We start from the raw sequence: 13,564 nt of genomic DNA, 5'->3' as shown, positions 1-13,564 counted from the left end.
GTTATCCGGTCCATCCAAGGCCCGACGAAATCGAATTCATCGATTGCAGGAGCGGAATGGAAACGCGGTTTGGCTCTTCACGGGACCGCACCTCGCGTAGCAAGGCGACCTGCAGGGTATTGACCCGGTCCAGCCCGGGACGAATCCTGTCGAAACGCGCGCGCATGCGTGGAAACCTTTCGGCGATCTTCTCACTCCCGGTCAGGAAAGCGATACCGCTGCATGCCAGCGCGTATTCCTTGGCGATCGCATCAGTCACGCGCCGCCGAATACCGTCATCCGTGACCAGCGACGCGTATTCCTTCGCAATGTCCAAATCGGCTTGGAACAAGGACTTCTCGACCTCGTCGGCAATCAGGCGAAAGAGCTTGGTACGCTCGAACATCGCCAGAAGCGTGTCTTCGCCACGGGTGCCTTGAAACTTCCGGAATGCTTCGATGGCTGAGCCGAACCCATACCAGCCAGTGATCAGGTGGCGGTTCTGCGACCATGCGAAGACCCACGGTATCGCCCTCAGGTCAGCCAGCGAGGCGGCACCGAACCGGCGCGCGGGACGCGAGCCGATCTTGAGCATGGCCAGTTCCTCTACCGGGCTGGCCTGCTGGAAATAGTCGATGAAGCCGGGCATGTGCAGAAGCGTGGAATAGGCGGTCTGGGACAAGCCCGACAGTGCCTCCAGCGCCTCGTTGAATTCCGGCGCGCGGGGTGGGTCGTCCGCATCCGCCGTATGCTTCAGAACGCTGGACGCCAAAAGCTCAAGGTGCGCGGCGGCGGTACCGCGGTTGGCGTAGTTGGCCGACACCACCTCGCCCTGTTCCGTCAGCCGCATCCGTCCCGAAACGGTGTCGGTCGGCTGCGCCGCAATGGCGCGATCCATCGGCGCGCCTCCACGACTGACCGAGCCGCCGCGGCCGTGAAAGAAGACCGGGGTCAGACCTTTCGATTTCAAAACGCGCGTGATCCTGCGCTGTGCCTGGTCAAGCTCGCAGGTCGAGCAGACAAAGCCGCCATCCTTGTTGCTGTCCGAGTAGCCCAGCATGACTTCGATAGCCGAACCGTCCCGCGTCAGGCTGCGCTTCGCCAGCGGAACGTTAAGCAGGTCAAGAAGGATATCTGGGGCGGCGCGCAAATCCTCGATGGTCTCGAACAGCGGCACGACCTTGATTTCCAGTGTTTCGGCGCCGAACCCCGCGTACCGGGCCAGCAGGAAGACTCCCAACAGGTCGTCGGACGAGCGCGTCATGGACAGGATGAATGGGCCCAACGCGGCCGGGTCCGGTCCGTAGCGGCGTTTCGACATCAAGGTCAGCAGGTCGATCAACTCGTTTGCCTGATCGGACAGCGCGTTGCTGTCAGGCGCAGGCAACTGCGGATCAGACAGTTCCGAACGAAGCCGTTTCGACCACGCCGGATCGCCATACGCCGGCACATTGCCATCGTCCCGCTGGCGCCAGATCTCCGCGATCGTCTCTGTTGTTACGGTCGAGTTCTGTCGGATGTCGAGCGTATAGATGCTGAACCCGAAAACCTGCGCCCGCCAGCGCACCGGGCGGATATAACGCTGCGCCAGATGCCGGGCGTCGACCGAGGCAAGCGCGGTCTCGATGATTTCCAAGTCGGTGATGAAATGGCTGACATGGCGATATGTTTCAAGCCGGTGCAGGATCGCCGAAATCGCCTGTCGAAAAAGCTCGTTCGGGTTGCGGTCACTGTGGGGTGAAACCGAGGCGAGGCGCTCTAGCTCTGCCTGCATTTCCGAGCCCAGCGGGACGATCCGATTGCTGATGCTCAGACGCTCGGCTGCGATGCGCAGATGCTCTCGGTACATGTCCATCGCCGCATCGCGCGCCCGCTTGAGAGCATGGGCCGTGCTGTCGGTGGTCACGTTCGGATTGCCGTCACGATCGCCGCCGATCCACGAGTGGAAGCGGATGCAAGGCGAAACGACTTCGAAGGTCCCGAAGCGGTTCGCTGCCGCCTGCTCGAACTGTTCGAACACCTGCGGCACGGCGTCGAAGACCCCGTCACGGAAGAACTGTAGCCCCCATTCGATCTCGTCGCTCAGGCCGGGACGTTCCAGCCTTAGTTCACCCGTCATCCACAGGAGGTCGATCTCGCCTTCGATATCGCCAAGAATGCCTGTGCGTTCGCGGGTGGTCCACCGTTGCGCTTCCAGCGCCACGAGGCTGCGATAGATCCTGCGGTGGATTTCCAGGATCGTCACCCGCTTGGCCTCGGTTGGATGCGCGGTCAGGGTCGGTCCGACGGAAAGGCTGGCCGAGATCTCTGCAAGGCGTTCCGCGGTCAGATCCTGGCGGTCGAGGGCCTGCGCGAAACTGCTAGGCACGGTTTCGGCCCCGGTTTGCGTTTCGGTTTGGCGCCGGTCGCGGATCGCCGCATTTTCCTCGACGATACGCAAAAGCTGGAACCAGATATTCAGGGCCTGAAGATAAGGCACGGCAGCGGTACCGGTGGGGATCGCCCCCTCGCTGTCGTTCCGCGCCCATTCGGACACGTGCGGCGCACGCCGTTCAAGGACATTGCTCCACAGCTCGAAAAGTGCCCGGCGCAGGTCGGCCGCGTAAGCCTCGCCGTCATGGGTGCCGTTGCAGGCGGCATTCAGCAGGACAGACGGCATCAGACGCTGCCCGCGCTCGGCGACCCTGCCGCACAACCTGGTATGTCGCCGCAGTTCGCCCGGTGATCAAGACTATCGACCATGACATTCCTCTTGTTGCGGCGCCGGCATGCAGCATACAGCGCCGCCCAGTTCTCGCCCGGTGTCGTTTCCGTCACGCTACCATCCTTGTCCGAAAGCCGGCTTCAGGATTCCGGCAGAATTCGACATGAATCCACGCATCTTCAGGGACAACGTGCCGAGCCAGAATGACACGACACGTCAGCGCATGACTACCTACACTTGAGTTTGAAGCGGCGTTCATTCGGAACACTGGAGCGAAGGCTTCAAGCGACAGGTCGAAAGACCTTTGCTTTCGAGCACGGCTCAACGGGTGCTGACCGCACTTAGACAGCTTCAGATTGCGCGCGGCGGCAGACCTTGTGCAGTTGCGGGGAAAAGGTGCTTCGTTCCGCAGAGTAGGCCTTGCCCGGATCAATTGCGGACGTGTGATTACGGGCGAAGACAGCCCTTCAGGTCGTGCAGGGCGAGTACCTGCTCAGGGTGGAGTTGAAATTCCGGTTTTGTCCTGCTGTTCGTAAGGGGTGATGCGACGTACCTCGGCGATCGGGCAATTCTGGGAACAAGTCTATTCGTTTGTTTGTCCCACCGGCTCATTTAACGCCTGAAGCTCTGGATATCGTCCGCCGAAAGGGCATAGCCGATCTCGGCCAGTTGGGTGGACCGCGACGCCATGCCGAACGTGCCGGTGACCGTCACGGGCTCGAACATGCCGGAGCTTTAGAAGAGCGTGCGGGTGGTCACGAAGACCAGCTGGTTCGCCGGGGGCGGGGGGACGTGAACGCAGGCGCCGACATAGGGCACGAGGATGAACGCGGTGACGCCGGTACCCTCGTGGTCAAGCGGCACGATAAAGCCCCACGGTTGCACGGTCTTTCCGGTCCAGTCGGTACGGATGCCCGTCGATGGCGGCTGGCGCGCGGCCATGCTGCTTTCGTCATGCGGCAGGATACCTTGCAGACCGAAGATCTGGAGCCGCGACTTGACCCCGACCAGCGCGGCCGTCACCGCGGAGGGTGAGAGGTCCATCTGATGTATCTGCTCGACCGGGGTGCTTTGTCCCGGGCTCTGCGCGCCGGACTGCCAATCGACGTGGATCGCCTCGATGGCCTCCAGGCTGACGATGACGGTCCGGTCCACCGGGGTGCCGGTGCGGTCGATGATACCCGCCACGGCCTTCTCGTCTTGTCATGTACCTGTGCTGCCGGCCCGACAGGTCAGCCTGTCGCGGGCAAGCGTGATCCGTTCTGCCCGGTCGAGCCGGGCCAGGATGGCGTCGGGCATCTCGCCCTCGGCCCGCGCCTTTTGCCAGATGCGGCGGCACGAAGCGGGCGACCACGCCAGCGCCGCCTGTCTCATCCAGTTGCGCAGCAGCGGCGGCAAAGCGTCGAAATCGCGCATCGGGTCGCTGCGCCGGCGGTGGCGCAGGCTGGTGGCGATGTTGCGGCTCATGACTCGTCGTCCGGATCGGTGACCGGGTCCAGCGCCAGCATCAGGCGGGTTTCGCCCGTGCCCTCGATAGGTGGAGATCGGTGCAGCAGGTGCGGATCGGGTTGCGCCGGCCAGAGCGTGCCGCGCATGACGAAGGGCGATCCGGTCGGCACCGTATGGATGGTGGCCGGCACATCTTCACGCGCCAAACCATATTGCGTGCCGGTGCCGCGATAGGTGCACACGAGCCGGGCCGTGACCCTGTCGATGTGGAACCGGCGGCAGGCATTCGTTGTCACCACGTCCAACCGCAGGCGCAGCCACCGCGCACGTGTCATCTCGCCAAAGGTGGCGGCCAGCATCGCGACGTCGTCGATGAGGATCCGGCGCTCCGGTGCGTCGGGCATTCTCGCCTCGTCGCAGGTCAGAATGACGGCCGAGGCAATCTCGCCGGGTCGCACGATGACCCGGGTCGAAGGCAGTACCTCGGGTGGTAGCGTTTCCAGCCAGTGCAGCACCGCTTCGGGAAGCCTGCGCTGGCAGATCACGCCACCCACGCCCGGCAGCCGGATCGCGCCCATGTCCTCGGCGCCATTGACGCTCAGTACGCCCGACCCGGCGCCTTTTGGAACAATCGGATGCAGGGTCACGCCGCAGCCCTCCGCCAGGCGGGGAACGGGTCGGGCAGGTCGGGCAGGTGGTCCGGTCCAGGTGCCACGCTTTCGGGCACCAGCGCCGCGTCCAGCCGCGACTTCAGCGCCGGCCAGTCGATACCTGCGCCGATGAACACGATCTCCTGCCGGCGGTCGCCCCACGGCTCTTGCCAGTGCGCTTTCAGGTATTCCTGCGCGCCAGCGTGTTCGGGATGCCGCTCCTTCGGCACCGTGGCCCACCATTTGCCCAGCGGGGTGACCGATGACAGCGCCCCGGCGAGCGAATATTCCGCCACCCAGTCGGGCCGGGTGGCGATCCAGAAATGTCCCTTGGCCCGAATGACGCCTGGCAGGTCGCCGTTCAGCACCGACATGATCTTTTCGGGCTCAAACGGCTGCCGCGCGCGATAGACAAAGGACGCAACGCCGTATTCCTCGGTCTCGGGAACGTGATCGGCAAAGCCGTAGAGCCCCTTGGCCCACATCGGGTGCTCATGCGCCTTCTCGATATCGAAAAGCCCGGTGTCGAGGATGGCGTCCGCGGCGACGTCCGAATGATCGGTTTCGATGATACGGGCGTCGGCGTTGAGACTGCGGATGATCTTACGCGCCGCATCGGTGCGCTCGGGCCCCGCATCTGAGACTTTGTTGAGCACCACGACATCGGCAAACTCGATCTGGTCGGTCAGCAGGTGAACCAGCGTGCGCTCGTCCGCCTCGCCCATGGTCTCGCCACGGTCGCTGAGGAAATCGTGGCTGGAATAGTCCTTCAGCAGGTTCACCGCATCGACCACTGTCACCATGGTGTCGAGGCGCGAGACGTCCGACAGGCAATCGCCCGCCTCGTCGCGGAAGTCGAAGGTCGCGGCCACGGGCAGCGGCTCGGAAATGCCGGTCGATTCGATCAGCAGATAGTCGAAGCGTCCTTCGCCGGCGAGCCTGCGGACCTCGTCCAGAAGGTCGTCGCGCAGGGTACAGCAGATGCAGCCATTGCTCATTTCCACGAGCGTTTCGTCGGTGTGGCTGAGGTTGGCGCCGCCTTCGCGCACGAGGTCGGCGTCGATGTTCACCTCGGACATGTCGTTGACGATCACGGCAACACGTCGGCCCTCGCGATTGTTGAGGACGCGATTCAGGAGCGTCGTCTTCCCGGCGCCGAGAAAGCCGGAAAGCACGGTGACGGGGAGGCGGGAGTCTGGAACTGTTGGCATGTAGGCTCCTGTTTGGGACCGGCTCTGCAGTCCGATTTGGATTGGGTTTTTGTGGCCGGAACGGGAACGCCCTCTGCGGCATGGGCCTCGCCCCGGAAAACTCGAGTCGCGTCAGTGTGCTTAGGGCGGTTCCGGGATTGTCTCTTCCGAACATCCTTCAGTTGGGCTCAATCTTCAGCGCAGGCCGCTCTGCCGTTGGTTTCGCCGGGCAACATGAGACTTGATACTATATAACATAACAATGTTATCTTATAACGTTTTAAGAAATACAAGTGGCAGAATGCTTGTGCAGACCAATTCCACTCAAGACCGGAATTGCCCTCAGAGCCGATGGCCACCATTCGACACGTTTGCAGCGAACGACCGACCTATGCCTGAACTGCCTCGAAAGCGCTCGCTCGCGACCTTTATCGCCAATGTCCAGACAACCATAAAGCGGACATCAGCCAAGCTTCCTGGAGGTCAACCTCGGCGCGCGAGAACGCCCATATGTTCGGCGCCTTTAATTCGTCGATCGACGGGCCCCGGCGAGCGCTCAAAGCTGACGACAAAAGCGGCCGTCTGCCATTGACGCAACGAACCCACTAAGCCTGACAAAGGCTCCGGAGCGTCACATCAGGCCGAACAAGCGCGGTATCGTAAGCGAAAGGTCTGGCCAGAAAGTGGTCAGCATAAGTACCGGGAAGGCCACGAATCCCATCAGTCCGAGCGCTGGCATCACGGCTTGCAAGATGGGCACACGGCATATCTTGCAGGACAAGAAAAGGGTGGGTGCGACGGGCGGGCTGTTGGCGCCGATCACCACCGAACAGGCGACGATCGCCGCGAAATGCACCGGGTCGATATTGTTGGCGACCATCAGCGGCAGGAACAGCGGTGCGATGACCACGGTGACCGAGACGTCGTCCATCAGCGCGCCCGCGACGATCAGCACGAGGTTCACCACCAGAAGCGCGCCCACCGGGGTGGTCACGACCGACTGGATCGCTTCAGTCAGGTCCTGAGGGACACGCTCGAACGCCATGATGCGCGAGATCATGAAGGAAAAGAGCAGGATGAGGATGATCGTGCCCGTCGTTTCGGCGGCGCCGAGGACACTGCGCCCGAGGCTGCCCCAGGTGAATTCGCGGTAGATGAGGCCGCCCACGATGAGAGCCGCGACAGCCGCCACGGCAGCGGCCTCGGTCGGTGTGAAGATGCCGCCATAGATACCGCCCAGGATGATGACCGGAAGCGACAGGGCAGGCAGCGCATTCAGAGTGACGCGGCCGAAGCTTTGGGTGTCCTCCGCCTCGAGTTCGATTTCGTCGAAGGCGCGGCCGACGAGGAAGCGGTTGTAGAGAATGAGGCCGATGATGAGGATGATCGCGGGGCCGATCGTGGCTGCGAAACAGGCGGCGACGGATTGGCGGGTGACGACCGCGAAGAGGATCATGGTGATCGAGGGTGGGATCAGGATGCCCAGGAGGGACGAGATCCCGAGCAGCGCTGCGATGCGCCCGCGCGGGTAGCCGCGCTGCACCAGCGGCTCTGTCATGATCGAGCCTATCGAAGCGATGGCCGCGGTGGCGGTACCGGAAATGGCGCCGAAGATGCTGGAGGAGAGGACCATAGCGGTGCCCATGCCGCCTCGGCCCGTCGCGAGGCGGCTGACGAAGGCGATGATGCGGCGGGCGATGCCACCCGACTGCATCAGGTAGCCCGTCAGGATGAAGAGCGGCAGCGCCACGAGAACGACAGAGTTCAGCGACCGAAAGCCCTGTAGCATCAGGGTATTGAGGTTCACGTCATAAACCCAGGTGAGGTAGGCGAGAACGCCGGCGAAGGACCATGCGACGGGAAGGCCGACGCCCATCAGCAGGATGAGCAAGGGCAGGGCAATGAGGGCGTCCATTGGGTATTGTCCGTGATTTCAGCGGCGCATGAGCCGCCGGCAGGCGTCAATCGCGTCGCGCAGAGCGTAGGCGAAACAGCCCACCGCGGCGACGCCTATGGCGAATTGCGGGATCCAGAGAGGGATCTGGAAGGCGGGCGTGCTTTGCGGGCGTTTCATGCCCCAGGTGAACATGTGGTAGGCCCAGACCATGAAGAAGCAGGTAACCACGATGGTCAGCGTCGCGATGAGCAGGTCATGCGCCGCCTTACCGCGCGGGTTCCTGAGGCTGCCGGCGATCCAGTCAACGGTCAGGTGTTCGTGGCGCCGCGAGGCGATGACCGCGCCCACCATGTAGAGGGCGACCGCGGCCAGCATGATCAACTCGTGCAGGCCCACGACCGAGAGCCCCAGCACATAGCGCGCCACCACGAGAAAGAACATGAGCCCCACCACCGCAGCGGAGGAGACCACCCCGATCACGTTCAACGCGATCGCGATGGCCCCGCCGATGCGGCCCAGGGCCGATGCGCGTTCAGAGCTCGCCGGCATTTGCACGGATCGTGTCCATGATCTCGCTGCCGATGCGTTCTTCCATCAGCGGCCAAACGGCCTCGCGCACCTTCTTGGCCATCTCTGCAAGCTGCTCGTCGGAGGGTTCGATGTACTCCATACCCGCGGCCTTGGCCTGTTCGATGTAGTACTGGTCACGCTCCTGCGCCTGATCGAAAGCTTCTTCCATCACGGTCAGCGCTGCGTTCTGCACGACCTGCTGATGCTCTTCCGACAGGTCTTCCCACGCGCCGTTGTTCATGGCGATCACGCCGGTGACAAATTGCATCTTGGTCTGGTTGTAATAGTCCAGAACATCCCGGAAATACTCGTAGTCCCAGTAGATGATGTTGGCGCCGTCGCCGTCGACCACGCCGGTCTGGATGGCGGTGAAGACCTCGGACCAGTCGATCGTCGCGGTCTGATAGCCCAGTGCCTGCACCGACTCGGCCATCGGGAACATGGCGGGCACGCGGATCTTGAGATCGGATGCCTCTTCCTCGCTCATGGCGTACTTATTCGCCGAGGCGATGCCGTTGAACCCTTCGGGCCAGGGGCCGAAGAACTTGAGGCCGAGATCGTCGTAGATGCCGACCAGCATGTCGTTGACCCAGCCGCCGGGCTTGTAGGCTTCGAACGCCTCTTCCCAGCTGGTGACCATGTAGGGGGTGAAGAGAACGCCCAAGCGTTCGTCGTAGGCCGTGATCGGCCAGTTGATCATCATGTCGATATCACCGGCCACGAAGAGGTCGAAGACCTCGGCCTGGCTGCCCAGCTCGTTCTGGTAGAAGACATCGACCTGAACTTCGCCGTCCGTGCCTTCTTCGATCAGCTCGGCCCAACGGTCGAGCGCGTCGCCGGAAGGCGAGCCCTTGGCCCCTGAGTCAGTCGCCAGCTTGAGCTGGGTCTCTGCCAGGGCCGGGGCGGCCGCAAGCATGAAGACCGAGGCGGTCAAGCACAGGATTTTCCTTGCAAACATATTGATTTCTCCTGCTGGATGTTCCGCTGCTTTGTCTCCTGCAGCGTGTGGTTTGAGGATGTGGACACAGTTGTACTATACTGTCAATCGGTACGCTCTACGCTCATTCTGCAGCACGGTCGAAGCCTTGAGATCTGCCCGACGCGCTTTGTCTTACGGCCTTTCATGCTTCATGCCGGTTCTGCCACAACTCCCATTTGAACCGCGTGCGCACACCGAGGTCGAGAAAGGGGCGCGGCGGTAACGGGCTGGGCGAACCGAGGCTTTCCATATCCGCTATCAGAGGATTGTCTTGGCCGGTTGCGACGTCAGCTGCAAGGATACCGCCAAAGGTGCCCTTCGTGACGCCGACCGCGTTCTGGCAGACCGCCGACCAGATATTCGGTGCGACCTGACCGAATGCCGGCGAGGCATTGCGGGACAGGCAGACGAAGCCGCTCCAGGTATGTTCCATCTCGACCGCCTCGAGCCCCGGAAAACGCTGGTCGAAGAGCCTCTTGTGTCGCCGCTTCACGGCATCCTGCTCTCCGGGATTGATCCGCTGGCTGGGGCGGTAGTTCAGACCTTGCCGGATCAGGATCCGGTGGTCGGACGTGTAGCGCATGGTGATCCCGGCAAAGGCGTTGGCGGGGGTGAGACCCCAGGGGCGCGGGGCGCCGTAGATCCGCCGTTCCTCCTCGGTCAGGGGACGGGACAGGCTGGCATGGGCAATGAGGTGCAGGAACTTGCGCTGGTGAAAGCCGAACTGCTCGGAAAAGCCGTTGGCCGCCAGGATCATCTTGGGCGCGCGCACCGACCCCTTGGCCGTGGTGAGCCGAGCGCCGTTTGCGTATTCGGCCCCGATCACCGGCGAATTCTCGTGTAGCCGGACGTTGTCGGGCAAGGTGTCGGCCAGACCCCGGGTCAGCGCGGCGGGGTTCATCAATACACAGCCGGGCGTGTAGACCGCAGCGGTGAAATGCGGCGACCCGAGCGTCTGCCGCAGCGCGTCGCCCTCGACCCATTGGAAGGGTTCGCCCAGCGCCTCGAGCTCTTTGCGGAAAGGTACAAGGACCTGTTCGGTCCCTCGGAGCGAGACGGCCGCGTGGTACTTGCCCGCGCGGGACCAGTCGCAGTCGATGCCGTGCCGTTCGACCACGCCCTCGAGGTGATCGAGCGACATCCGCGCAAGTTTCATGAAGCGGTGGCTGCCCTCCAGCTCGTCAAGCGAGGAGCCGACATTGTGGGGCAGGTCGATGCCGAAGCCCGAATTCCGGCCCGACGCGTTCTCGCCCGCCTGGCCTGCATCGATCAGGACGATCTTTTCGTCGGGACGGTTCTCTGCCAGGCGCCGTGCGGCGGCAAGGCCGGCATAGCCCGCGCCCAGGACAATCCAGTCGGCGGCCACGTCGCCCTGCAGTTCGGGATGAGGCGTGCGGTCGGGCAGGATCGCGCTCCAACCGTTGGTTTTGTCATCCGCGGGAAGCCTGGTGATCTTCATCGTTCAGGCTTCCTTGGCCCAGTCGGCCGGTTCGATCGCGAAGAACACCAGCGCATCTTCGGCCACGTATGTGAGCGCGGTGCCCTTTGGCAGCCAGATGCTTTGGTGCGGTTCGACGGCAAGATCGCCATCGGCCGTGCGCACCGTCAGGCTGCCCTCCAGTACGAGGATCACCTCGTCATACTTTACGGTCCAGGGGATCTCGGCCTGCGTGAGTTTGACATACCCGCTGCCGAGCCGGGTGCCGTCTTCCGGCCCGCTGACGGTCGCGGCCTTGGCCATGTGGCCGTATTCGAAACGCGGAGTGAATGTGATCGCGTCCGGCGAAACAACGCGGGCTGGAGATTTGTCAGGCATCGCGATTCTCCCTCTTCCTGTCAGAAAATCGTCCTTGTTGACCACAAACCATACAATCCTGTATCTTTCCATGCAACCCTGTACGGAGAGTGCCGATGGCCCTGGTCTCGACTGACGCAAGGCAAGATAGACAGCCCCGGTTGACAAGTGAGGACTGGATTGAATGTGCCTTGACCGTGCTTGTCGAGAGCGGGATCGAGGCGGTCCAGATCACTGCCCTGTCCCGGCGGCTGAACGTGACGCGCGGCAGCTTCTACTGGCATTTCGAAAGTCGAGAATCCCTGCTCGATGCCTTGTTGACGGAATGGCGTGCTCGCAATACCGGGGTGATGGTCGAAGCTTTGGCAGGGTCCGCCTCGCTGGACGACGGTATCCTTGCGCTGTTCTCGGTCTGGGTGGACCATCGCAGGTTCGACCCGCGCCTCGACCAGGCGATCCGCGACTGGGCGAGACGCTTCGAGAAGCTGCGGGCCTCGGTCAAGGCGGAGGATGCGGCCCGGGTCCAGGCGATTGCGGCCTTCTTCGGGAAGCACGGATTTGATCCGACCGAGGCGTTCATCCGAGCCCGGGTGATCTATTTCAAGCAGATCAGCTATTACGCACTGCATCTGGAAGAGGACGAGGCGCTGCCGGAGCGCATGAGCTATCTGGAGGCCTATTTCCGAAGCTTTACGGGACGGGACATTTCCCCGGAAATTGCCGCTAAGTATCGGGCGCGTGTCCTAGATGGCGGGGACGCATGACTGTCGCCGCCGAGACCGGCAAACGCAGGCGCGGCCGTGCTGCGAAACGCCACCGCAAGCCCGAGGCGGCGTTCGATGCGGCCTGGCGATGCTGGCGCAATCCTTATCCGCCGATAGAGCAGTTCAACGCAGCAGAGATCGAGGCGATCCACACGGCGTCGATGCAGGTTCTCGCGGATGTTGGGGTTCGGGTCCTGAGTGAAGAGGCGCGACGGATTTACGTCGCGGCGGGCATGACGGATGCAGGCGACCAGGTGGTGCGCTTTGATCCGGACCTGGTGGAAGCTCTGGTCTCGAACGCGCCGTCCGAAACGACGCTCTATGGCCGTGGCGACAGCCGGAATGTAACGATCGGTGGCAAGATGGTGGGTGTCTGCACGACCGGTGGAACCCCTAATTTTTCGGATGCGAGGAACGGTCGGCGCCCCGGTAGCCTGGCCGCTTTGGATGACCTGTGCCGGGTGGCGCAAGCCTTTGATGTCATCCACATGATCGGCCCGTTTGTCGAGGCGCAGGACATTCCGCCCAACCTAAGGCATCTCGCAATGACCCGTTCCGTGCTGACGCTGACGGACAAGGTGCCTTTCGTGTTTTTCCGCGGAACCCAAGCCGTGGCCGACGCGTACGAGATGATCCGGATTGCGCACGGCCTTCCACAAGAGGCGTTCGTCGAGACCCCGGTGAGTTACTCGGTTGCGAATTCCAACTCTCCGCTGCAGCTCGATCACCTTATGTGCCGCGGGATAATCGATGCTGCGCGTGCAGGGCAATTGATGGTACTGACGCCTTTTACCCTGGCCGGGGCGATGGCGCCCGTAACTTTGGCGGGTGCCCTGACCCTTCAGAATGCCGAGGCGCTGGCCGGAATTTGCCTGAGCCAGATCGTTCGACCCGGCGCGCCGGTCTGCTATGGCAGTTTCACCACCAACGTTGACATGAAAACCGGGGCGCCGGCCTTTGGGACGCCTGAATACACCAAGGCGGCATTTGCTTCCGGGCAATTGGCGCGACGCTACAAGATCCCGCTGAGATCGTCGGCCGTGACGGCCTCCAACGCGCCGGATGCGCAGGCGGCCTATGAAAACCAGATGTCACTTTGGGGCGCCCTGATGGGCGGGGCCAACCTTTTGCTGCACGGCGCCGGTTGGCTGGAAGGCGGGCTGACAGCCTCGGCGGAAAAATTCATTATCGACGTGGAGCAGCTGCAAATGTTCGCCGAACTGTTCAAGCCGGTTGAGGTCAGCGAGCAAACCTTGGGGCTCGAAGCCATCGGCGACGTTGGGCATGGGGGGCACTATTTCGGTACGCAACACACGCTTGATCGGTTCGAGACCGCATTCTACTCGCCGCTGTTGTCCGATTGGTCCAACTATGAAAGTTGGGTCGAGCGCGGAGCCCTTACGGCGACGGACAGGGCGCACCGGATATTCTGTGAGACAGTCAACGCGCATGAACCTCCCGCAATGGATGCGTCACGTCTGGAAGAGCTGGATGACTTCATTGCACGCCGCACGGCTGAAGGGGGTGCGGACCTCGACAGGTAGTTCGAGAGTGAAGTGAGGGAACGCTGACCAGCAAACCTTCGAA

12 protein-coding genes and 1 pseudogene are annotated in these 13,564 nt (G+C 62.7%); 2 read left to right on the top strand and 11 right to left on the bottom strand.

Annotated features, from left to right (window positions below; all coding sequences use genetic code 11):
- Position 1 precedes the first annotated feature (1 nt).
- The 11 genes and pseudogenes from ACQY4V_RS14130 to ACQY4V_RS14080 all read right to left on the bottom strand — a co-directional run bounded on the left by ACQY4V_RS14130 (position 2) and on the right by ACQY4V_RS14080 (position 11,234).
- Complete coding sequence (locus tag ACQY4V_RS14130; RefSeq protein ID WP_428512686.1) at positions 2–2,638, bottom strand: phosphoenolpyruvate carboxylase; 2,637 nt, start codon at positions 2,636–2,638, stop codon at positions 2–4.
- Positions 2,639–3,418: 780 nt separating this feature from the next.
- Positions 3,419–3,625 carry a DUF3299 domain-containing protein gene (locus ACQY4V_RS14125; RefSeq protein WP_428517255.1) on the bottom strand — a complete coding sequence of 69 codons (207 nt, stop codon included), beginning with the start codon at positions 3,623–3,625 and terminating at the stop codon, positions 3,419–3,421.
- A gap of 27 nt (positions 3,626–3,652) precedes the next feature.
- Positions 3,653–3,871, bottom strand: a pseudogene (locus ACQY4V_RS14120) (ABC transporter permease); the annotation flags it as partial.
- Positions 3,872–3,886: 15 nt separating this feature from the next.
- Positions 3,887–4,150 (bottom strand): DUF6525 family protein, encoded by a 264-nt coding sequence (locus ACQY4V_RS14115; protein WP_428512684.1) that lies wholly within the window; start codon positions 4,148–4,150, stop codon positions 3,887–3,889.
- Entirely contained in the window at positions 4,147–4,779 is a 633-nt protein-coding gene (locus ACQY4V_RS14110; protein ID WP_428512682.1) for a DUF1826 domain-containing protein, read from the bottom strand. Before ACQY4V_RS14110 ends, ACQY4V_RS14115 begins: the two co-directional genes overlap by 4 nt.
- A complete protein-coding gene (locus ACQY4V_RS14105) occupies positions 4,776–5,993 on the bottom strand; it encodes a GTP-binding protein (RefSeq protein ID WP_428512680.1) in 1,218 nt (405 codons plus the stop codon). The genes ACQY4V_RS14110 and ACQY4V_RS14105 overlap by 4 nt, the downstream gene beginning before the upstream one ends.
- A 610-nt stretch (positions 5,994–6,603) precedes the next feature.
- Positions 6,604–7,887, bottom strand: a complete 1,284-nt coding sequence (locus tag ACQY4V_RS14100) for a TRAP transporter large permease (RefSeq protein WP_428512678.1) — start codon at positions 7,885–7,887, stop codon at positions 6,604–6,606.
- 18 nt (positions 7,888–7,905) lie between these two features.
- On the bottom strand, positions 7,906–8,418 hold the full coding sequence (locus ACQY4V_RS14095) for a TRAP transporter small permease (protein ID WP_428517253.1): 513 nt from the start codon (positions 8,416–8,418) through the stop codon (positions 7,906–7,908).
- Positions 8,402–9,397: a TRAP transporter substrate-binding protein DctP gene (gene dctP, locus ACQY4V_RS14090; protein ID WP_428512676.1), complete on the bottom strand. Its 996-nt coding sequence runs from the start codon at positions 9,395–9,397 to the stop codon at positions 8,402–8,404. The genes ACQY4V_RS14095 and dctP overlap by 17 nt, the downstream gene beginning before the upstream one ends.
- Before the next feature lie 163 nt (positions 9,398–9,560).
- A complete protein-coding gene (locus ACQY4V_RS14085) occupies positions 9,561–10,877 on the bottom strand; it encodes an NAD(P)/FAD-dependent oxidoreductase (RefSeq protein WP_428512674.1) in 1,317 nt (438 codons plus the stop codon).
- A 3-nt stretch (positions 10,878–10,880) separates the two neighbouring features.
- Positions 10,881–11,234 (bottom strand): ethanolamine utilization protein EutQ, encoded by a 354-nt coding sequence (locus ACQY4V_RS14080; RefSeq protein ID WP_428512672.1) that lies wholly within the window; start codon positions 11,232–11,234, stop codon positions 10,881–10,883.
- Positions 11,235–11,410: 176 nt separating this feature from the next.
- Between ACQY4V_RS14080 and ACQY4V_RS14075 the strand changes: the two genes are divergently transcribed.
- Entirely contained in the window at positions 11,411–11,977 is a 567-nt protein-coding gene (locus ACQY4V_RS14075) for a TetR/AcrR family transcriptional regulator (protein ID WP_428517251.1), read from the top strand.
- Positions 11,974–13,521, top strand: a complete 1,548-nt coding sequence (locus ACQY4V_RS14070; protein WP_428512670.1) for a trimethylamine methyltransferase family protein — start codon at positions 11,974–11,976, stop codon at positions 13,519–13,521. Before ACQY4V_RS14075 ends, ACQY4V_RS14070 begins: the two co-directional genes overlap by 4 nt.
- The last annotated feature ends 43 nt before the right edge of the window (positions 13,522–13,564 follow it).

It is taken from the genome of Roseovarius sp. (assembly GCF_965277045.1).
Taxonomy (GTDB): Bacteria; Pseudomonadota; Alphaproteobacteria; order Rhodobacterales; family Rhodobacteraceae; genus Roseovarius.
The sequence above is the reverse complement of the archived record's forward strand: the minus strand, read 5'-3'. Positions and strand labels throughout refer to the sequence as shown.